Origin of the sequence: Nonomuraea sp. B19D2 (genome assembly GCF_040137845.1) — a bacterium.
Taxonomy (GTDB): Bacteria; Actinomycetota; Actinomycetes; order Streptosporangiales; family Streptosporangiaceae; genus Nonomuraea.
Map to the genome: position 1 here is coordinate 1 of NZ_JBEFAK010000021.1, position 19,155 is coordinate 19,155.

Sequence of the window (19,155 nt, forward strand, 5' to 3'; positions counted from 1 at the left end):
CGGGGCTGAGCGTGCCCGAGGACATCTCGCTCGTGGGCTACGACGACATACCGCTGGCGACGGACCTGCGGCCGCAGTTGACGACCGTGCGCGTGCCGTACGAGGAGCTGGGCCGCAGTGCCGTGCGCCTGGCGCTGGAGCTGAGGGAGGGGCGGGCGGGCAGCGGCTCGGAGCAGCATGCCGTCTTCGGCACCCACGTGGTGGTGCGCCAGTCCGTGGCCCAGTATGTGCCGGGGCCCGCCCGCGACATCACGGGAGTCAGGCCCACGCGGTGACGGCCGTGAAGGAGCTGTCGTCGCGGAACCCGGCCGTGCCGTCGTCGGCGTCCACCCAGAGCTCGTAGTTGCGGTGCCGCAGGAAGCGGCCGGGATAGTTGCTCGACTCGAGCCGCACCGAGCCGCTCGCGGCGCCGGGGACGGCGTAGAAGGTGGCGTCGGCCTTGAACAGGGCGGTCCCGTCGTCGGCGGCCAGGCGCGCCCGCCACCCGGAGTGGCGCAGGTACTGCCCGTTGGCGGCGCGCAGGGAGTAGCCGTTCGGCGCGGCGAGGCCCGGCACGATCGTGAAGGTGGCGTCCTGCCGGGTCAGGGCGTCGCTGGAGGCGCTCACCTCGTGCAGGTAGCCAAGGCTGTTCTGGTGCCTGACGTAGCGGGCGGGGAAGTTGACCGAGCGCAGCGACCTCGTCCCGGTCGGGAGGGTGGCGGTGCCGGGGACCCTGGTGTGGGTGAGCGTGCCGAACCCGAGCTGGTCGAAGCCGCCGCTGTTGGGCCCGTAGTCACCGCCGCCGCCCTCCGGCCGCACCTTGGCGACGAACGCGGCCGAGTACGGCATGGCCAGGCCGCGCCTGATCGCGTAGTGGTGGTAGACGGTCTCCCAGACGGGCCGCATCTCGCCGCGGCTCGCGGCGGAGATCGCGGTGTGCGTCTGCTGGGCGCAGTTCTGGCCGGTGCCCCAGGTGTAGGCGGTGAACGGGACGTCCTCGCCCAGGTTGTACTTGGCGATGTACTCGCAGGCTTTGGCGAACCGGTTGCCGTCGTAGCCGTACAGGTCGATGCCCTGGTTCCAGGCCATCTCGCAGAAGGCGCCCATCTGCCCGACGCCCATCATGGTGTGGCCCTGGTCGCGCCCGCTCTCCTGCCACTGCGCGAGGCCGCCGCTGTGCAGGAACGGGATGGCGTGCATGATCGAGCCGTTGCCCGCGCCGGTCTTGAAGTACGTGACGGCCCGGTCGATGAGGTCCTGGCGGTCGCAGAGCACGCCGATGGCCAGGATCGAGTTCATGTTGCACAGATCCCAGTTGGCCCAGTAGTTGGTGATGCAGGCGTCGTTGTGGTTGGTGAGGAAGTGCTCGTTGAGCGGGTGGAAGACGTTGAGCATCATCCGCTGGAAGCGGGCCAGGTCGAAGCCGCTGTAGCCGCGCATGATCTCGCCGACGTTGGCGAACTGGTAGCCGTAGATGCCCGCGGCGAGGAAGCGGTCGGCGTTGCCCGTGACCGTGGTGAGCGTGCCCGACCAGGCGTTGAGGATGTCGCGTGCCTTGTTGCCGTGCGCGGTGCTGCCGCTGACCTTCCAGCGCAGCGCGTTCTGGTAGGCGGCGTGGATGTCGTTGTAGAGGATGCCGTAGTTCTGCCCGTCGCCGCCGCGGATGATCGTCGCCTGCGGGTTGGGGGTCCAGGTGCTCTGGGAGTGGGAGTTGGCCACGAGCCGGTCCCAGCCCGCCTTCCACGGCTGGGCTCCGGCGTTGACCATGGAACGCATGCGGTCGAAGTCGGCCTGCGTGTGCAGCAGGCCGGGGTGGCTGGCCGCGGCGGCGGGTTCGGCGCGGCCGAGCAGGGCCGCGCCGGCGCCGGCGGCGATCACCGTGTTGAGCGCTGTCTTGAGCGCGCCACGACGGCTGACGGCGGGAGTGCGTGCGGACATGACCTCTCCTTTGGGGGGTTGGAGGGTGCGGCACGGCTCACGCCGGGCAGGCGCGAGCCGTGCCGCGGGGGTCACAGGCTCGCGAGGGCGACGCGCAGCCGCTCGGCCGCGGCGTCGATCTGGTCCTGACCGGACAGGCCGGAGCGGGCGTGCTCAAGCGCGGCGGTCAGCTCGGGGGTGTACCGGGTCGGGTCGACGGCCTCGGCCTCCTTGATGAGCAGGTCGAGCAGGGTGCGGTCGTCGCTCATGGACAGGAACTCGATCTCGGCCACGTTGGTGTTGCCCGCCGGGAAGGCGATCCGCAGCCACGGGTAGGCCGCGGTCCGCGGGAGCGGGACGGAGTACCACTGCGCCGTGTCGACCCCGCTGACCGTGTGCAGGTCGGTCCAGGTCGCGCCGCCGTCGGCGGTTGCCCTGAACACGGCGCCGTTCAGCCGCGTGACGTGCGTGGAGCGCGGGTGGTAGCGGATCGCGTCCAGCGCGACCGCCTTCGGCAGGCGCACGTCGATCCAGCCCGCCGCCGTGGTCGTGTCGGTCGCGGTGGCCAGGTCGCCGTCGAAGGCGCGCCAGCCGTTCTGGGCCTTGGTCCCGCCTCCGCCCCACGGCTCGGTGGACGCCTCCACCATGGACGGCTCGACGGCCACCTTCCTCAGCAGCGTGCCGACCGGCTCGAGCTGCTCGACGGCGGCGTAGATCAGGTCGATCAGCTCGTCCTCGTCGCCGCCCGCCTTCGCCTCGGCGATCGCCCGGGTCAGCAGGTAGTAGCTGCCCTTGGTGTAGTCGGCCGCGGGCAGCTTCTCCGCCTCGGCGATCACCGTGGCGAGCGGCTCGGCCGTCGCCATCAGCAGGCCCGGGCCCGGCCGTTCTGCGCCGTCCGCGCCGATCGCCGCGATCCGGTAGAAGCGCGTGCCGTGCCGCAGCGGCTCGTCGGTGAACTCGAAGGTCAGCGCGCCGGCCAGCACCGGGCGCCAGGCGGCGCTCGCGCCGTCCTTGCGGTACACGGTGAACCGGGTGGCGGTGTCCGGCTTGCTCCAGCGCAGCGTCACCCGGTCCCCGGCCCGCTCCACCCGGGCGTACAGCGTCCCGTCGCGGTCGGGCGAGACCGTGACGTCGGTGAACGTGGCCGCCGTGGCCGCCACGACCCCGGCGTACACGCCTTCGGGGAAGGGCGTGAACAGCTCCGCCACGTACGACCACGACCGGCCGTCCTTGCTCGCCCACGCCCGCACGATCTGCGCGTCGGCGTCCCGTACGAGCTTGACGAACGGATACTCGGCCGCGGTGTGGCCCTGGACGTTCGCGTTGAGCGGGCTGCGCAGCTCGTCCTGCCAGTCGTGCCGGGAGTCGCGGTTGCGGTTCTGCAGGACGAGCCTGCCCGCGGCGTCCGCGCCGAAGTAGATGTAGCGCGCGTCCGCCCGGAGCATCACGCCACTGGCCGGGCCCTGCGCCTGCGCGATCCGCGCGCTGACCGACCCGCTGCCGGTGAGCACCTCGTTGGAGAACAGCAGACTGTCCTGGATGTCACGCTTGTCCAGGTAGTAGTCATCGCCCTCGCCGAGGCCCTTGCCGTTGCCCCCGGTGAGCTCGACGCGGTGCTCGCCCGCCTTGACCTTGCCGGTGACCTCGCCGACGCGGTCCACCGGCTCGGCGGGCGGCTCGACGGCCTGCGAGGCCCAGCCGGAGCCGTGGCGGTTCACCCCGGTCACGGTGTACGCGCCCTGCTTGCCGGTCCTGAAGGTGGTGCCGCGGACGCCAGTGGCGATCACCTCGCCGTCGCGCCTGATCGTGTAGGACTCGGCGCCGGCGGCGGGCTTCCAGGTGAGGGTGACGCCGTCGCGGTCGCGCAGCGCCTGGACGAAGTCCACGTGGTGCGGCCCGGGCCGCTCGGCGACGACGCCGTCCAGCTTCAGCACCAGCGCGGTCTCGGGCGGCACGCGCACCGCGCCCTCGGGCACCTGCCTGCCCGAGACGAGGTCCACCGCGTCGCCGGGGACGTGCAGGGAGAACGACCGCTTGTTCCCGTAGTCGTCCCGGGTGGTGTTGAAGGCGAACACGTAGTTGCCGTAGCGGGCGGTCAGGAAGTCCGCGTATCCGGAGTAGGGCGTGTCGAACTCGTAGTTCTCCCGCCGTACGGTGCCGACGCCCGGCTGGTGGGCGGCGGGCAGGATCTCACCGGCCAGCGCCTGCGGCAGGCCGCCGTCGCCCTTCTGCTGGTCCTCCATGAAGTCGACGTCGATGTTGTCCATCCGCACGTTGTAGTCGCGGTAGGCGAACCGGGTGTCCGTGGCGATCTGCACGACGTTGTGGTGGTCCTTGGCCAGGACGTGCAGCCGCCCGTTCCCGGCGACGCCGCGCTGCCGTTCGAACAGCGAGCCGAAGATCCGGGTGTCGACGTCGCGGACGGAGACGAACATGTTGTCCACGTCCGCGAACGCGAACCGCTGGTAGCCGGCCGGATCGACGCCCAGCCCGGCGATCTCCCCGGGCGTGTAGGCGGCGAAGTCCGTCTGCGGGAGCACGGCCCCGGCCGCCGGCCGGTTGCGCAGGTAGGCGTAGGTCTCGGGCAGCCACATGTCGTACTTCCGCTTGGCCTCCACGGAGGAGAACGTGTTGAAGTACTGGTTGTCGGCGATCTGCTGCTGGAGGAACCCGGCGGCCTCGTTCGCGTAGCGCCGGTACGGCTCCCACTCCGCGCCCGAGTAGCGCTCGGCGTGCTCGGCCAGGTGCTTGTCCAGCGTGACGTACTCCATCGTCCGCCCCTCGCTGTTGCGCAGGGCGTAGGCGGGCCAGCCCGGGTAGCTGGCGTTGCGCTCGTCGACGACCATCTCGGCCAGGGACACCCGCTTGCCGTTGCCGTCCGTGCCGGTGTAGCGGGTGAAGCCGCGGGCGTGCAGGTTCTTCAGCGCCAGCTTGAGAATCTCGTCGTTGAGCCGCTCGTCGCCCTTGTGCCCCCGGGTGCGGAAGAAGTACTCAGGCAGGTAGTTGGTGGCTTCGCCGTAGTTGGCGACGAAGGTGTTCTCCCTGGTCAGGCCGGCTTTGGTCATGCCGGTGTAATGCTCGCCGTACGGTAGGCGGCGCACCACCTTCCCGTCGGCGTCGAGCTTGCTCCTGGCCAGGCCCTTGCCGACGATCTGCGCGAAGTCGTCGGTGAAGCGGGCGGTGGTGTCGTGCCAGAAGAGCGAGTGGTAGAGGTCCAGGTCCTTGCCGTCGGGCCCCACCAGCACCTCTTCACCGAGGAAGGGCTCGACGCCGAGCGACTCCAGCAGGATCCGGTGGCTCCTGGCCTTGCCCTCGTAGAAGCGCGAGCCGATCATCCGCAGGCCCTCGTGCGCCTCCCACGCGCCCTCGTAGGTGTACATCACCTGGTTGTAGATGTAGGACAGGCGGGCTCGGGCGAAGTCGAAGTTGGCCTTCAGCACCCGCTCGTACGCCTCACGCCGGGACAGCTCGCCGCCGTCCCAGTCCACGCCCTTGAGCGAGGCCGGCCCGTCCTGCGTGCCGGTGACGAAGGGCTCGTTCAGGAACGCCTCGAACTCCTGCGTGCCGTACACCTCCGGGATCAGGTTCTCCACGATGTACAGCGCCTCGCCCAGCGCCCCGTAGTAGCCGCCCCAGTCGCCCTGGTGGCCGCCCCTCAGTAGCAGCCGGGTGTCGGCGTAGTAGTCCTTCACGTGGTTGTCGATGGCCTTGAACAGGCGGCGCAGCGCCGCCTTCTTGAGCTCGGGCGTGTTCGCCGGCACCCACGGCTCAAGCAGCGCCGAAGCGTAGAAGCGCAGGTCGTCCTGGTAGCGGACGATCGACAGCTTCGCCGTCGGCGAGGCGTCGAGCTGGGCACTGTACTGGTTGAACAGGTCGATCTGGCTCTGCCTGTAGCGGTCGACCATCGCCTGCTTCTCGGCGTCACTCGGCCCGGGCGCGGGCGTGGTGTCCGGGGTGACCGCCCCCTGCTTCTCGCCGGAGACGTCCAGGTACGCGGTGGTGTGCGTGTAGGCCCGGTAGTAGCCGCGCGAGTCGGCGGTCACGGGCTGGCTGAACGCGGCGTCATACGTCCTGACGGTCATCTCGACCAGCCGCCTGCCTTGCGTGTGCGCGAGCGGCAGCATGATCGTGTTGTAGTAGAACCGGCCGGGCAGCGGCTTGCTCGATCCGAGGTTGATCGCTTCGTAGTCGCCCGAGCGGCGGTAGCCGATCTGCTCGCCGTTGATGTAGGCGATCGTCTTGTAGGGCGAGACGTCGCTCCCCCAGAACTTCAGCGTGAAGTAGTTCTGCGCGACCGGATCGACCGCCACCCTGAACCGCAGCTCGCCTCCCTTGACGCTCGGCGGGGCGGTCGGCTTGGCGATCCTGGCGGGCTCCCCCAGCGCCCCGTCCACCACCGCGGTGGACGCCGCCTGCAGCGCGTGGGTGCTCTCGGATTCGGCGTCGCCGAACGTGACCACGTCCACGTATCCGGCGGGCAAGGGGGCGGTCGCGACGGCCGCCGCGGGCGTCACGGCGAGGAAGGGCAGCAGCAGGGTCGCGGCGAGCGGGCCGGCTAACCGGAGCCGTGTGCGCATGGCGGATTGATCTCCTGACACGGGGAGTGATGCCTTCGGGCTTGAGGGATAGAAAACGTTGTCCCCCGACATTAAGTGGGAGTTAGACAAGCGACAAGAAGCTGTTACCTACGCGTTACAAGACCGAGCGGCTCGCAGCGCGTCCACCCAGATGCGTTCCCGCTGCTCCAAAGCCGAATATGACGCTCGCGAGATTCCCGCGCGCGACGGAAATGCGTCTCCCCCTCTTGCCGACTCGGCGGCTCACGCTTAGTCTGAGGGCACTTCAATAGACACCGGTCTCTACGCCCTCCGCCCGCGCCCTGGAGACGGCTGCCGTACGGAGGAGGCCCTCCCCGGCCTCGGGGGCGTCGTGCTCGCCGCCGCGCACGCGGACAAGGCGGACAAGGCTGCACCACCCGGCAGCAGACGATGTCCGCGTACGTACCCGTCACCGGCGCGGCGTTGCGGTGGCGTCGGGTGAATCTGGCCCCTGCGTGATTTCGGGGTGCGGAACGCGCGCCTGCCGTCGTTACCGTGAGCCCGCACCGGACGAAAAGGGGATTTCACGTGCGAACGAGGATCATGGTCGCGGCCGCAGGCGCGGCTTTGCTGGCCGGAATGCTGGGAGCCGCGCCGGCGGCGGCGGAGGAGAAGGTGACGTACAAGCTCAAGGCGTTCACGCACGCGCGCGAGGGCGTTGGCACCTGCCCTCCCGCAGACAGGCAGTGGTTCGAACGGAATGACAGGAAGGGCGCGCCGATCGCGTGGACGTACACCAACGGCGACAGTCCCTGCGTGATTGTCGTCTACAGCCCGAGGACGACCTCCCGCACGTGTGATTTCTACTTCTACGTCCCGAGCGACTGGGCGGACGGCATCGTCCGGTTCGATTTCGACACCTCCGACGGGAAGTACGTCGGGGGGCCGGGCACATACGGCCTCAACGAGGCGAAACGCGAGGGGTGGCACCGCATCGCAACGGGGTCTCTGGTTTCGTCGATCAGTTTCACCGACGCGAACGGGCAGGACTACAAGGAGAGGAAGCTCGGGTGGGGCCTGGGCGAGGAGTACGGGATCAGGCAGGTGTGCCCGAAGGCGATCCGGGAAAGCGCATAGTCAGAGCCGGGTGAGGCGGCGGCGGACCTCGGCGAGGCGGCGCTCGATCTCCGGCAGGAAGAACGGGTCGATCCGCGCCCGGTCCGCCACGAGCCGCCGCTCCGCCTCCTCCTGCGCCTGCCGTACCAGGTCGAGGACCGCCTGCCTGCCCTCCTGGTAGCCCGCCTGGACGGCCGCCGCGCGGTCCCGGGAGAGGACCTGGTCGAAGGCGGCCTTCTCCTGGATGAGGAGCTCGCGCAGGGTGGAGGCGCCGACGGTGAAGGCCAGCGGCCACAACAGCGCGGTGAGGTCGGCCAGGCGGACGGGCACGGGCAGGAGCGCGGAGCAGGCGGCGAAGACGGCCGCGGACGCGGCGACGGCGGCGACTCGCCGGCCGCGCGACAGGTCGCGGCCGTACATGACCGCGAGCGGCCAGGCGAAGAGGGGGAAGTGCAGGAACGGCATCCTGGTCAGCCCGCCGGCCGTGGGATTGCCCAACAGCAACGTCGAAACCAGCGCGTCCACCACACCGAAAGCGAGCGCCGCCGCCAGGGCCCGCCCGTGCGCGAAGTCGCCGTCGGCGACGATCTGGCGGTGTGACCACCAGGCGACCGCCAGCCCGATGATCATCAGAAGCAGGCCGACCGGAAGGGGCACCGCATCCAGCTTGGGCCAGCAATGGGACAGGCTGCCCACCGCTCCCAAGGCGATCATGCTGGGACCCGGGTCCAGCGAGGGAACCCGGCTCGGGGTGTCTTCGGGCAGGATCACCGGTGCGTCGCCGATCCGGACCTCCTGGCGCTGCCCCAGCGGTCTGAGCTCCGCCACCCTCACCGCGACGAGGTCCCTGGGCGCCAGCCGTTCCAGCTCGGCCTCCAGCCTGGCCACCTGACGGTGCGTCAGCAGAAGGGAGCCGCAGCCGTCCTCGGCGCGCAACTGCACGTCCCTGGCCAGGTCGGGGCTGGCGAGGTTGTGGCGTTGCTCCCAGCGCAGCAGGGCAGCGGACAGGTAGTCGGCGCAGCCGGTGGTCTGCTCGGCCAGGTGCTGGCGCCAGGCCGCCAGCGGCGAGTGCACGGCTTTGCCCGGTACGGCCAGCAGCGGCCACGTGCGGGTGATCAGGTCGACCACGGTGTCGGCACCCACCGCGATGCTGTGCCGCCCGGCGAGTGCGGCCTGGCCGCGCGCCGCCTCCCGGTCGGCCAGGGCGGTGCGCAGGTGTGCGTGCAGGCGCAGCTCAAGATAGCGGGCCAGCCCCAGGCCGCACAGCACGGTGAAGGCCGGCCAGAGGAAGGGGGACGCGCTGAACGGGCGCGCCGCGGCGAGCAGGGCGGCGTTGGTGGCCAGGCCCACCGCGAGGGGCACGGCGAGCGCTCGGGTGCCCTGCACCAAGGCCAGTTCGAGAGCCAGCGGCGCGGTCAGCAGCGCCGGGGCGTCGATCGGATCGCCCATGACGACCGACCAGCCCGCCACGTCCGCCATGTCCAGCGCCAGGCGCAACCGCGGCGGGACGCGCAGGCCGTGCCGCAGGCACAGGTAGAGCACCAGGTCGTAGGTCAGGCAGACCGCGCCGGCGACCAGTGCGCCGGACATGCTGAGCCGCCCGCCGGCCACGGCCATGACACACATCGCGGTCCGCGCGACGAGGCGCAGGTTGAGGAAGAACTGCGTGGTCGTGAACGCGGTGGTGGCGGCGGCCAGCCGGGCGAACGGCGGCATCTCGGCCACCGCCGGCCCGATGCGGCCGTGCCGGTCGTCCGGACCGGTGTCGCGCAGCTCACTCCTCGCCGGCCCGAGGCGGCTGTTGCGGCGCCGGACGCCGAGGTCAGCCATCGTCGGCCTGAGGTGGCGCGGCCTTGACCCGGGTGGCCCACTGCAGGAACCGGGATATCTGCGGCAACGACGGAAGGTCCTGGCGGCGGTCCGGGGTCCGGCCGTCGGAGGTCATCGCGGTCAGTTCGGCCACCCGGTTGAACTCCCGCCGCAGCCGCTCCCAGGCGCGCGAGCGCGGATTGCGCCGTTCGGCGATCGTGGCCGGCAGGTCGCGTTCGAGCGCGTACCGTACGGCCCTGTTGACCAGGCTGTGGCGGGACACGCCGTGCCTGATCTCCTCCTCGGGGTCGATCGGCGGCGGCACGACCCGGCGCGGGTCTCGTACCGTCGCCACGAGCACGGCGGCGTCGGCGAGCTCGCCTCGGTGGTAGAAGTAGTCGGCTCTGGCCTCCTTCATCCTGCGGCGGACGGCGCCGTTCAAGAAGTGGCCGGTGATGACGATGACCACGGTGTCCGGGCTGTTCGCACGGATGGCCGCCACCACCGCCACGCCGGGGAAGTGGTCGTCCTCGCGGCGCTCGTCTGCGGCGTCCACCAGGGCCACATGGGTGCCGGGCCAGCCCTGCCAGGTCGTCGCCCGCTCATGGTCCAGCACGGCCACCACGCGCAGGCCGGGCGCCGCCCGGAGGATGGCGGCCAGGCCGTGCCGGTTGATGTCGTCGTCGTCCACGATCACCACATGCCGCTCGGGGCCGTCGGTCGCCGTCATCGGCCGTCGTCCAGAGCTCGGTGGCAGGCGGCCAGGGTGGCGGCGCACTTCCGGCGGAGCCGGTCATCTCCACCGGACGAGGCGAGCGAGACCGCCTCGCGGGCCAGGGGCAGGGCCTCGCTGATCCGGTCCAGCGTCATCAAGTAGCGGGCGGCCTGGTCCAGCGCGCGGGCGAGCGCAAGCGGCGGGGCCGGTGCGATGCCGCGTAGGAGCAGGATCGCCTCGATCACCGCGTCCAGCGCGACTCGCGGGCTCCCCTCGTTGAACTCCCGTTCCGCGTGGGCCTGGAGCTCCAGTGCCCGCTCGAAGGCCGCGTCCATCGGGTGCATGCTCAGATCATGGGTGTCCGGAGGCTGTCGCGTCTGTCCCGGCGGTTGTCCCCGGTTCCGGGGACATGCCGGACGACAAGGGGAGGACGATCTCCACGCTGGTGCCGCGACCTGGGGCGGAGTCGATGGCGACCGTGCCGCCCACGCCCTCGATCCGGCCCTCGATCGACTGCGCCAGGCCGAAGCCGGGCCGGTGCCCTGGAGCGAAGCCGCGCCCCTTGTCGGTGACCCGTGCCACGAGCCGTCCCTCCGACAGCCGCGTGGTCACCTGGGCGTGGCCGGTTCCCGCGTGCTTGGCCACGTTGACCAGGGCTTCCTGGACGGCTCCTGCCAGCGCGGCGACGGTGGCGGCAGGCAGCGGCGGGCTCTCGGCGAGATCCGACGTCACCTCGAGACCGCGGGCTCGCGCCCGCGCGATCGCCTCGGTCAGGGTGGTGGGGCCGCCGCTCCCGTTCAGGTAACGGCGCAGCCAGGCGGCCTGCTCGGTGACGTGGGCGCGCAGCCGCGGATCGACGACCCTGTCGTCCTCACCCAGCCGGTCGAACAGCCGTAACACGCGTTCACTGATCAACTCGGTGTGGGCGGCGCGCTCTTGCTGCGCCGCCAGGTCCGCCGCCGCCTCGATCGCCTCCTCCCTGGCGGCGTCCACCGCGTCGGCGTAGGTGCGCAGGGTTCTGGCCACGTACCACGACATCACCGCCATGATGGGCAGGGTGACGGCGGTGGCGGGGCGCTCGGCAGGCGGCAGGGAGGCCGACACCGCGACGACCAGCGGCGCGATCGCCCCCAGCAGGAGCAGGGCAGAAGGCAGAGCGAGGCCCGCGCCGACGACGACCACGAAGGCATAGGGATAGGTCCAGGAGTGGCCGGTGGTTGGAGCGCCGGCCACGGCCGCGACCGCGACGAAGAGCGCGTCGGCGACGAAGATCCACGAAGGCGACAGCGTACGGCGGCGGGCCACCCACACCACCAGCGCCGTGGCTTCCGCGGCGGCGACGGCGAGAAACGGATGGAGCCAGTCGAGGCGGCCCCCGGCGAACGTCGCCGCCAACTGCACCCCGTACCCCACGCGTAAAACGGCGAAGGCCAGCATCAGCGAGTGCTCGGTGCCTTCCCTGCCGAGCGCGCCGCTCCTCACGGCCGCACCGCCCTCAGCTCGACCTCACAGCCCTCACCCGGTGTGAAGAGCACCTCGGACCTGTGCTCCCACCCCCGGGCGGGCGGGCCGGGGTGGGTGATGGTGACCAGCACGGTCCCCGCCTCCGCCTCGGCGAACACCACCGCCTTCCCTGCCTCCAGCGCGCCGAGGTAGTCGCGGACCGCGGTGACGATCTCCCGCGGTACGACCAGCCCGCCCGGCACTGTCAGCTCAACCCTGACGCCGAGGCCGCGAGCATGATCCGCGACCTCACCCAGCCCGCCGCTCCCGCCTGGCCCCGCTCTGCCACCGGACCCGATGAGCTGTCTGAGTTGCCCCGCCTCTGCCCTGACCTGGCCCCGCAGCTCCGGATCCGCGACCTGCCCCTGGTGGCCGAGCAGTTCCAGGGTCTGGAGCACCTGGTCGTGGATGACGCGCGCGTGCGCCGCCCGCTCCCTCGCGACGGCGGCCGCCGCCTCCGCCGTCACCGCCTCCCGGCGCGCGGTGTCCGCCTCGGCTCCCCTCCTGCGTACGGCCCGCGCCACGAGCGTCCCCACCACCGCGTTCACCGTGAGTGTGGCGAGGTCGAAGAAGGCGTACCCGGGCGGCTCCCCGATCAGCGGCGAAGCCGCGGCGACCACGGCCAGCGCCATCCCCAGCGCGGGCAGCGAGACCCGCCACCTCCCGCCGCTCACCCCGATCCCGATGGCCAACGGCACCGCGTAGTCGAACGGCCAGTTGTCCCAGAAATGCGGCCGCGCCGTCTGCACCAGGACGGCCAGCATCACCCCGGCGAGGAACGCGCCGTCGGCGACCACTGCCCAGACCGGCGGCACCCTGCCCGCCCGCCACGACAGCCCGGTCAGCGCCGCGCTCTCCGCCAGCACCACCACCATCAGCCAGTGACGGGACTCGCCGCTCAACGCCATGGCCACGACCATCGCCGCCCCGGCGGCCCTGACGACGGTGAACACCACCAGCAGCCACCGCTCGGCCGCGGCCACCCCGCTGGACGGGCTCACTCTCCCGGAGGACGCGGTCACCGCGCTGGACGGGCTCACTCGCCTGGAGGGCGCAGGCCGAGCTCGTCCGCCGCGCGAACGAGGTCCGCCATGGCGCCCAGCCCCAGCTTGACCCGGATGCGCTTGACCAGTGTGTCGACAGTGGACTCGGCCACGTTCATCCTGGTCGCGGTCTGCCGCCGGGTCCGTCCCCTGGCCAGGTGCGCCAGCACCTCGGCCTCCCGCGGCGACAGCGCCGGCCTGCCCGCCAGCGGCGAGGCGGGCGCGGACAGCTGACCATGCAGAATGCCGGCCAGCCCGCTGCCGAGCACGAACCCTCCCGACGCCACCGTCACCACGGCGGCGTGGAACTCAGCGGGTTCGGCGCCCTTGGTCAGATAGCCGCTGGCACCCGCCTGGATGGCCGCCACGACATCAGCCTGCTCCCCCGACACCGACATCACCAGGACTCTGGTCCTGGCCGACCAGTCGGCGATGTCCGGCACCGACGGCCTGCCGTTGTCCAGGTAGAGGTCCAGCAGGAGGACATCCACCTCGTGCGGCACCTCGCCCGGGCTCGCGGCGCTCGCCACGACGGCCACCTGCGCCGACTGCTCGAAGAACCGGGTGATGCCCTCCCGCATGAACGGGTGATCGTCCACGACGGCAAGCTTGATCACTGCCCTGCCTTCGCCTGGGTGGTCATGTCACCCTATTGTCCACCCACCCGCCATCGTGATCAAGAAAACGCGGGTTACATGAAGCGGCCGACGTGAACCACCGCCCACAGGACGAGCGCGGCCACCAGGGCGAGCTTGAGCACGTGGCGCACGGAGCCGAACGCGACCTTTCTCCGTGCGGGAACAGCCTTGACGGCGTCCTTCCATGACTGCCACATCATCGCCATGAGCTGGACCCGGCGACCCAGCAGGAAGAGCACGCCGCCGACGATGATGAAGAGAATGACGCGCCCGTCAACCGACTCCATCAAGACTCCCGTCTCTTCCCCGAACCGGAACGACAGGGCGAGGGTAGAACGGCGGCCTGCGCGATCAGGACTCGTGGATCGCGCACAACTCCGCAGGTAGTCCGGTTTCGTGCTGATCGCACGATCCGCAACATGCAGCGGGCGTTGGTGGCCAAGGATGAGTTGATCGCGAAGCTGCGTACGGAGAATGAGACGTTGCGCGCGGAGAACGAGCAGCTCAAGGTGCGGGTGGCCGAGTTGGAGCGCCGGTTGCAGATGAATTCCGGCAACTCCTCGATGCCGCCGAGCTCGGACCTGTTCAAAGCCGAGGCCCAGGTCGTTGCGGGAGAAGTCGGGCCGCAAGCCGGGCAAGGCGAAGGGCGAGCCGGTCTCTTTCCTGTAGTTCGCCATCCCGGACGAGGAACACGACTGGTATCCCGCCGATTGCCGGGACTGCGGCGCGGACCTGGCCGGGGCTGGACAGGCCGGGGTGATCCGGCGTCAGGTGCACGAGCCGCCCGAACCGACGATCACGGTGATCGAGCATCGCCTGCACATGCGGCGATGTGTCTGCGGAAGCGTGACGACGGCTGCGGCTCCTGAGGGAGGGACGCACCGGTCTCCAATGGTCCCGCGATGCGCGCGCTGGCTGTCTACCTGGCCATCTTCCAGTTGCTGCCGATCGGCAGGACGGCCGAGCTGATCGCCGATCTGAGTGGCGCGAGTGTCTCGAAGGCTGGATCATGACCGTGCTGGCGCAGGCGCATGAAGAGCTGGCCGACGTCGACGCGCTGATCAAGACGCTGATCACGCTGTCGGCGGTGGTGCATGCCGATGAGACCTCCATGAAGCTGGCCAGCGCCGCCGGCCGTTAGGGGTGGCTGCATGTGGCGGCTACCACCACGCTGACCTCCTATCACGCGCACGCCTCGCGCTGGCTGGCCGCCGTGCGCGAGCATGGGGTGCTGCCCGAGGTGAGCGGGGTGCTGGTCCATGACAGCCTGGCCATGTACGACTCGGCCAAGCTTGCCGACCCCGACGGGGAACGCCTGCCGGTCTTCACCCACGCCTTGTGCGGGGCACACCTGTGCCGGGAGCTGGTGGCCGCCGCCGAACGCCATCCGGGGCAGAACTGGCCGCTGCAGGCCAAACGCGCCCTGTACGCGCTCAACGATGCCGCCCACACCGCCCGCGACCAGGGTCACGAGCACATCCCACCGGAGATCCTCACCAGGCAGGCCACCCTGTTTCGGCACGCGGTCCGGATCGGACTGGCCGTCCATCCCCGCGTTTCGCCCATGACCTGACCGTGCCCTTCACCAATAACCGGGCCGAGGGCGACCTCAGGATGGCCAAGATCAAAGTCAAGGTCTCGGGCACCATGCACCATGACCGGCCTGCGGCAGTTCGCCCGCATCCGCAGCTACTTCTCCTCCGCCCGCAAGAACGGCATCACCGCCTGGCAATCCCTGCACGACCTCTTCGTCGGCGCCCCCTGGCGACCCAGCCCTGCTCACGCCACCGGCTGATCAAGTAGAAGCTGAGCAGTTACGGGAGCGGTGGCGTACAACGGCGGCAGACCTTCCGTTGGCGATGGGGCTTGGATAACCACCGTTGCTACCGGAAGGTCGCCCTATGTCGCAGAAGATACGCTCTACGTCACACTTTCACCCGATATCGGCCCCACGCAGCAAACGCCGGGATCAGTTTGTACGCGGGCACTTACGAGCTACCAAGTGATTGTTGGGCTCCATTGGTAGGTGTAGCCGGTGTACCTGCCCTCATAGTAGGCAGTCACCTTGATCTGGGTCTCGTAGCTATGGCCAGAGGTCGGCCAGACGTTGATCGAGTAGTTCTCGCCCCATTTGTTCTCCCGTGCCGCTAGGGTGCAGTCGATCGACTTGTCCACGACCTTGGACTTGGTGGTCAGGTCGATCAGGGCCATGTACATGGAGCAGTTCGTCCAAAGCCCTGGGTTCGCGGCACTGAAGTAGATGTAGGCGTCCGAGTTGATCCGAGCCCATCCCCCGTTCTGCGCGCACGCCTTAACTTTGTATTGGGCCTGACCGGTACCTGTCCAGGCGGAAAGAGAGCAGCCGCCTCCTGTGGACGCCGAGGCCGATGTCGCAGGCACGACGAGACCCGCCAAACACAGAAGAACCACGGTTGCGATCGAGTGGATACGCATTCTTCCTCCGTTTCTGTCAACGGGCCGAACGTTATGGGCGATGAGTGCGTGATCTGGTCCTCCAGATCACGCATCGCCTTTGAGCCGTGGGGAGCTGCCCAAGCCCGCCAGGCCCAAGCCGGAGGACGGTTGGGAACACTTCGTCAACCAGCCGGACGGCGAGCAGGCCAAGGCCGTGCTCGCAGAGATACTCAACTTCTCCCGTGGCGAGATGCTCCGCCACCGTAGGGACGCGGAAGGGCACGGCACGTACCCGCACGATCTGACGGAGCTCCGGCATCTCGTGCCCACCTGGTGGGGACAGTGGCGCGGCCAGAACGCTGTGCAGAACTACGGCATGGTGCTCGTGCAGGAGCACCTTTCGCCTGAGCTTGTTCTTTAAGGTCCGAGATCGCGTTGGGCGGTCAGGGATTTCGGCCGTGTGTGGACTTTCCCCAGGTCATAGCAGGGAGCGCGCTGCCGGTTGCATGAACCGAGCGGCCGCCCGGGGCCAGGTTTGCTGGGTTTGGGTGCTCGGGTCGGGCATGACGTTGCGGGGCGGATGTTACGAAATCCTCGCCGTACTCGGGCAAGGGTTAGCCGCCCGGGCGGGGCGGGTTTCTCCCATGGGCGGCGCAGGTCCTCTACCAGGTAGCGGGCCAGTCGGAGCTGGGTGTAGGCGGATAACGAGCCAGGTCCACACATCCGCCGCCTGCGGGTTGCGGAGCTTCGGGACAGTCCAGCCGAGGGTCTGCTTGAAAAGCCGGAAGGTGTGCTCCAGGTCGAACCTGCGAAGGAACGCCCGCTACAACAGGTTGACCTGGGCGGCGGACAGACTGGTGGCCGATGACCACAGCCAGACCGGCTTGGGGTGGGCGTCGCCGGGCAGGTGCTCGACGGTCAGCCGAATGAGCGTGCCCTCGATGATCGGCATCTCCGTCGCGCTCGATCCAGGCGGCGCGGCGGGTGAGCCGGTGGTGCAGCCGGTCCCACGCCTGGGCGGTGGCGGTGCCGTACCGCGTCGTCTGGGTCGAGGTGGTCTGGTCAGGGGTGTGCCAGGTCGACGGGTCGCCGAAGCGGAACTCACCGCCATGCTTGGGCGGGCGGCCACCGGCGGGATGGGCCAGGCAATGCTCACGCCGCGCAGGAAGCGTACGTGAAACCCCTTTTACTCGGAGATGGAAAAGCGCTTCCCAAGCGACTCCGCCCCGCTGTCTGGCGGAATGCTCCAGGAATAACCTGGTGGTGGATGCTGTGCACGCTTGGGGGCGACTCGCGGCCTGGTTCGGCGAGCGGGGAGGTCACCTTTCCGGGAGCTCCTTATGAAGCCTTTGACGGAAAAATCAACATTTGTCGGGCGGAGGCATGAGCTGTCCGCGGCGCGAAAAGCGCTGTCGAAGGCGCGGCTGCTGACCTTGACCGGCACGGGCGGGGTCGGCAAGACCCGGCTGGCGCTCAGGCTGGCCGAGCTCCTGCGGGACAAATACCGGGACGGCGCCGAGGTGGTCGAACTCGGCCCTCTGGAGACCGGTGACCTGCTGGAGCCGGCGGTCGCCGCGGCCCTCGGGCTGCGCGACGCGCCCCCCGACCTCATGGGCGCGCTGGTGGAGCACCTGTCGGCCAGGCGGATGCTGCTGGTCCTGGACAACTGCGAGCATCTGGGCGAGGTCTGCGCCCGTTTCGTGCAGCGGCTGCTGCAGGCGGCGCCCCATGTGCAGGTCCTGGTGACCAGCAGGCAGACGCTGGGCGTGTACGGCGAGCAGGTGCTGAGGGTCCAGCCGCTGTCCGTTCCGTGCCCTGACCGCACGGTCCCGGCGACCGGCCCTGCTCTGCCGGGTCAACCTGGCACCGACTGCGCGCTGCTGGCGGAGCCGAGGACCGGCCGCACGGTCCGGGAGGTCGCCCGGCATGACGCGGTTCGCCTGTTCGTGGAGCGCGCGGCGCACGTCGTGCCGGGCTTCTCGCTGGGCGTGGGAAACGTGGAACGCGTGGCGCGGCTGGTGCGGCGCCTTGAGGGGATCCCGCTGGCGATCGAGCTGGCCGCCGCACGGCTGCGTACCCTGTCGCTGGAGCGGCTGACGGACGAGCTGGACGAGCGCTTCGACGTGCTGACGGCCGGCGCGCCCACCGCGTTGCCGCAGCACCAGACGCTGCGCGCGACCATGGACTGGAGCTTCCGGCTGTGCTCGGCGGCGGAGCAGCGGCTGTGGGCGCGGCTGTCGATCTTCCCCGGCGGGGCCGATCTGGACACCGCCGAGAAGGTCTGCTCCGGCGAGGGGATCGACCCGGTCGACGTGCTGGATCTCCTGGCCGGGCTGGTGGACAAGTCCGTCCTGGTCCGGGACGGGCTCGGCTGCCGCATGCCGGAGAGCCTGCGCGCGTACGGCTCCGAGCGGCTGACGCCCGCCGAACGGCGGCTGCTGCGCACGCGTTTCGTCGGCCACTACCGGGAACTGGCGCAGGCGCACCGGCTCGACCAGCTGGTACCCGACCAGCTGGAGCGTTACCAGGCGCTGCGGCGGGAGCTGCCCAACGTACGCGCCGCCCTGGAAATCTCCCTGAGCGAGCCGCCGCTGGCCCCTGCCGGGCTGGAGACCGCGTCGGCGATGTGGTGTTTCTGGCTGCTGTCCGGCGCGCTCAACGAGGGCCGCTACTGGCTCGAACGCGGCCTGGAGCTGCTGCCGGAGGCCGGCCGCGCCCGGGCGACGGCGCTGTGGGTGGACAGCATGCTCGCCCTGCGCCAGGGCGACCTCGCCGCGGCCCTGCCGCGGCTGGAGGAATGCCACGCCATCGCCCGCCAAGCGGGGAATGAGGACATCTTGCCGTACGCCGTCCGGACCGAGGGCGTGGCCGCCTTCTCCAGCGGCGAAGGGCGGCGCGGTCTCGCGCTGTTGCGGGAGTCCCTCGCCCTCCACCGGGCCAGGCACGACATGGACGGGGTCCTGTTCAACCTCTACTTCGCGGCCGCGTACGGCGCGAGCGAGGACCCCGCCCAGGCCGCGGGGTTCGGCGAGGAGCTCCTGGACCTGTGCGAGTCCCACCACACCCTGGTGTCCCGCGCGTACGCCCAGCTGGCCCTCGCCGTCGCGTGGTGGAACCTGGGCGACCGCCCGCGAGCCGAGGCCCTGGTGACGGCGGCCACGGAGTTCGCCGGGCAGAACGACGACCGGTGGTGCCTCGCCCAGTGCCTGGAGGTGCTGGCATGGGTCGCCTGTGCCCGGGAGGAGCACGAGAGAGCCGCCGGGCTGCTGGGAGCGGCGCATGCGCTGTGGCAGGCGGCCGGCGCCTCGCCCGAACGGCTGTGCTACCACGCCCCGTCGCACGAACGGTGCACGGATCAGACCCGCCGCACTCTCGGGAGAGGGGCGTTCACGTCCGCGTTCCGCCAGGGGGCGCGGCTCGGGGCCGGCCGTGCCGTCACTTTCGCGGTCCGTCCCGGGCACGGGAACTCGTCCTGAGGCTCA

Annotated in this window: 19 protein-coding genes; 8 read left to right on the forward strand and 11 right to left on the reverse strand. The window is 70.4% G+C overall.

Features of this window, described 5'->3' with window-relative positions; all coding sequences use genetic code 11:
• The coding region (locus ABN273_RS32735) for a substrate-binding domain-containing protein (protein ID WP_349452941.1) at positions 1-275 on the forward strand (275 nt) is incomplete at its 5' end.
• On the opposite strand, the gene ABN273_RS32740 is transcribed toward ABN273_RS32735, so the two are convergent.
• Both ABN273_RS32740 and ABN273_RS32745 read right to left on the reverse strand, forming a co-directional pair.
• A complete protein-coding gene (locus tag ABN273_RS32740; RefSeq protein WP_349452942.1) occupies positions 259-1,917 on the reverse strand; it encodes an AbfB domain-containing protein in 1,659 nt (552 codons plus the stop codon). The genes ABN273_RS32735 and ABN273_RS32740 overlap by 17 nt on opposite strands.
• 71 nt (positions 1,918-1,988) lie before the next feature.
• On the reverse strand, positions 1,989-6,473 hold the full coding sequence (locus ABN273_RS32745; RefSeq protein ID WP_349452943.1) for a hypothetical protein: 4,485 nt from the start codon (positions 6,471-6,473) through the stop codon (positions 1,989-1,991).
• A gap of 564 nt (positions 6,474-7,037) precedes the next feature.
• Between ABN273_RS32745 and ABN273_RS32750 the strand changes: the two genes are divergently transcribed.
• On the forward strand, positions 7,038-7,571 hold the full coding sequence (locus ABN273_RS32750; protein ID WP_349452944.1) for a hypothetical protein: 534 nt from the start codon (positions 7,038-7,040) through the stop codon (positions 7,569-7,571).
• Here the strand turns inward: ABN273_RS32750 and ABN273_RS32755 are convergent, their stop codons facing one another.
• The 7 genes from ABN273_RS32755 to ABN273_RS32785 form a co-directional block, all read right to left on the reverse strand.
• On the reverse strand, positions 7,572-9,380 hold the full coding sequence (locus ABN273_RS32755) for a hypothetical protein (protein WP_349452945.1): 1,809 nt from the start codon (positions 9,378-9,380) through the stop codon (positions 7,572-7,574). It abuts the gene before it with no gap.
• Complete coding sequence (locus ABN273_RS32760; RefSeq protein ID WP_349452946.1) at positions 9,373-10,089, reverse strand: response regulator; 717 nt, start codon at positions 10,087-10,089, stop codon at positions 9,373-9,375. Before ABN273_RS32760 ends, ABN273_RS32755 begins: the two co-directional genes overlap by 8 nt.
• Positions 10,086-10,418 (reverse strand): hypothetical protein, encoded by a 333-nt coding sequence (locus ABN273_RS32765; RefSeq protein ID WP_349452947.1) that lies wholly within the window; start codon positions 10,416-10,418, stop codon positions 10,086-10,088. The genes ABN273_RS32760 and ABN273_RS32765 overlap by 4 nt, the downstream gene beginning before the upstream one ends.
• Positions 10,419-10,425: 7 nt before the next feature.
• Positions 10,426-11,556 (reverse strand): sensor histidine kinase, encoded by a 1,131-nt coding sequence (locus ABN273_RS32770; RefSeq protein ID WP_349452948.1) that lies wholly within the window; start codon positions 11,554-11,556, stop codon positions 10,426-10,428.
• Positions 11,553-12,617, reverse strand: a complete 1,065-nt coding sequence (locus ABN273_RS32775; protein WP_349452949.1) for a hypothetical protein — start codon at positions 12,615-12,617, stop codon at positions 11,553-11,555. The genes ABN273_RS32770 and ABN273_RS32775 overlap by 4 nt, the downstream gene beginning before the upstream one ends.
• The gene (locus ABN273_RS32780) at positions 12,614-13,237 is read right to left on the reverse strand and encodes a response regulator (RefSeq protein WP_349452950.1); all 624 of its coding nucleotides are present in this window, start codon (positions 13,235-13,237) and stop codon (positions 12,614-12,616) included. The genes ABN273_RS32775 and ABN273_RS32780 overlap by 4 nt, the downstream gene beginning before the upstream one ends.
• Positions 13,238-13,311: 74 nt before the next feature.
• A complete protein-coding gene (locus ABN273_RS32785; protein ID WP_349452951.1) occupies positions 13,312-13,545 on the reverse strand; it encodes a hypothetical protein in 234 nt (77 codons plus the stop codon).
• A gap of 132 nt (positions 13,546-13,677) precedes the next feature.
• Between ABN273_RS32785 and ABN273_RS59715 the strand changes: the two genes are divergently transcribed.
• The 4 genes from ABN273_RS59715 to ABN273_RS32805 all read left to right on the forward strand — a co-directional run bounded on the left by ABN273_RS59715 (position 13,678) and on the right by ABN273_RS32805 (position 15,053).
• Positions 13,678-14,127 carry a DUF6444 domain-containing protein gene (locus tag ABN273_RS59715; RefSeq protein WP_502911169.1) on the forward strand — a complete coding sequence of 150 codons (450 nt, stop codon included), beginning with the start codon at positions 13,678-13,680 and terminating at the stop codon, positions 14,125-14,127.
• Between the two features lie 140 nt (positions 14,128-14,267).
• Positions 14,268-14,399: a hypothetical protein gene (locus tag ABN273_RS32795; RefSeq protein ID WP_349452952.1), complete on the forward strand. Its 132-nt coding sequence runs from the start codon at positions 14,268-14,270 to the stop codon at positions 14,397-14,399.
• Positions 14,400-14,411: 12 nt separating this feature from the next.
• Positions 14,412-14,831 carry an IS66 family transposase gene (locus ABN273_RS32800; protein ID WP_349452953.1) on the forward strand — a complete coding sequence of 140 codons (420 nt, stop codon included), beginning with the start codon at positions 14,412-14,414 and terminating at the stop codon, positions 14,829-14,831.
• A gap of 81 nt (positions 14,832-14,912) precedes the next feature.
• Positions 14,913-15,053 (forward strand): hypothetical protein, encoded by a 141-nt coding sequence (locus tag ABN273_RS32805; protein ID WP_349452954.1) that lies wholly within the window; start codon positions 14,913-14,915, stop codon positions 15,051-15,053.
• 200 nt (positions 15,054-15,253) lie between these two features.
• Here ABN273_RS32805 and ABN273_RS32810 read toward each other — a convergent pair whose 3' ends face one another.
• A complete protein-coding gene (locus ABN273_RS32810) occupies positions 15,254-15,712 on the reverse strand; it encodes a hypothetical protein (RefSeq protein ID WP_349452955.1) in 459 nt (152 codons plus the stop codon).
• A 79-nt stretch (positions 15,713-15,791) separates the two neighbouring features.
• Here ABN273_RS32810 and ABN273_RS32815 point away from each other — a divergent pair, with 79 nt between their 5' ends.
• Entirely contained in the window at positions 15,792-16,094 is a 303-nt protein-coding gene (locus tag ABN273_RS32815) for a hypothetical protein (protein WP_349452956.1), read from the forward strand.
• A gap of 402 nt (positions 16,095-16,496) precedes the next feature.
• Here the strand turns inward: ABN273_RS32815 and ABN273_RS32820 are convergent, their stop codons facing one another.
• Positions 16,497-16,625 carry a hypothetical protein gene (locus ABN273_RS32820; RefSeq protein ID WP_349452957.1) on the reverse strand — a complete coding sequence of 43 codons (129 nt, stop codon included), beginning with the start codon at positions 16,623-16,625 and terminating at the stop codon, positions 16,497-16,499.
• A 388-nt stretch (positions 16,626-17,013) separates the two neighbouring features.
• Between ABN273_RS32820 and ABN273_RS32825 the strand changes: the two genes are divergently transcribed.
• Positions 17,014-19,149 carry an ATP-binding protein gene (locus tag ABN273_RS32825; protein ID WP_349452958.1) on the forward strand — a complete coding sequence of 712 codons (2,136 nt, stop codon included), beginning with the start codon at positions 17,014-17,016 and terminating at the stop codon, positions 19,147-19,149.
• Positions 19,150-19,155 lie beyond the last annotated feature (6 nt).

Bases quoted from the DNA above. Each gene is read 5' to 3' on its own strand.
- ABN273_RS32765 (WP_349452947.1), bottom strand. From the start codon at position 10,418: ATGCACCCGATGGACGCGGCCTTCGAGCGGGCACTGGAGCTCCAGGCC.
- ABN273_RS32760 (WP_349452946.1), bottom strand. From the start codon at position 10,089: ATGACGGCGACCGACGGCCCCGAGCGGCATGTGGTGATCGTGGACGAC.
- ABN273_RS32750 (WP_349452944.1), top strand. From the start codon at position 7,038: ATGGTCGCGGCCGCAGGCGCGGCTTTGCTGGCCGGAATGCTGGGAGCC.
- ABN273_RS32825 (WP_349452958.1), top strand. From the start codon at position 17,014: ATGAAGCCTTTGACGGAAAAATCAACATTTGTCGGGCGGAGGCATGAG.
- ABN273_RS32805 (WP_349452954.1), top strand. From the start codon at position 14,913: ATGACCGGCCTGCGGCAGTTCGCCCGCATCCGCAGCTACTTCTCCTCC.
- ABN273_RS32755 (WP_349452945.1), bottom strand. From the start codon at position 9,380: ATGGCTGACCTCGGCGTCCGGCGCCGCAACAGCCGCCTCGGGCCGGCG.
- ABN273_RS59715 (WP_502911169.1), top strand. From the start codon at position 13,678: ATGCAGCGGGCGTTGGTGGCCAAGGATGAGTTGATCGCGAAGCTGCGT.
- ABN273_RS32785 (WP_349452951.1), bottom strand. From the start codon at position 13,545: ATGGAGTCGGTTGACGGGCGCGTCATTCTCTTCATCATCGTCGGCGGC.
- ABN273_RS32810 (WP_349452955.1), bottom strand. From the start codon at position 15,712: ATGCGTATCCACTCGATCGCAACCGTGGTTCTTCTGTGTTTGGCGGGT.
- ABN273_RS32745 (WP_349452943.1), bottom strand. From the start codon at position 6,473: ATGCGCACACGGCTCCGGTTAGCCGGCCCGCTCGCCGCGACCCTGCTG.
- ABN273_RS32740 (WP_349452942.1), bottom strand. From the start codon at position 1,917: ATGTCCGCACGCACTCCCGCCGTCAGCCGTCGTGGCGCGCTCAAGACA.
- ABN273_RS32795 (WP_349452952.1), top strand. From the start codon at position 14,268: ATGACCGTGCTGGCGCAGGCGCATGAAGAGCTGGCCGACGTCGACGCG.
- ABN273_RS32820 (WP_349452957.1), bottom strand. From the start codon at position 16,625: ATGCCGATCATCGAGGGCACGCTCATTCGGCTGACCGTCGAGCACCTG.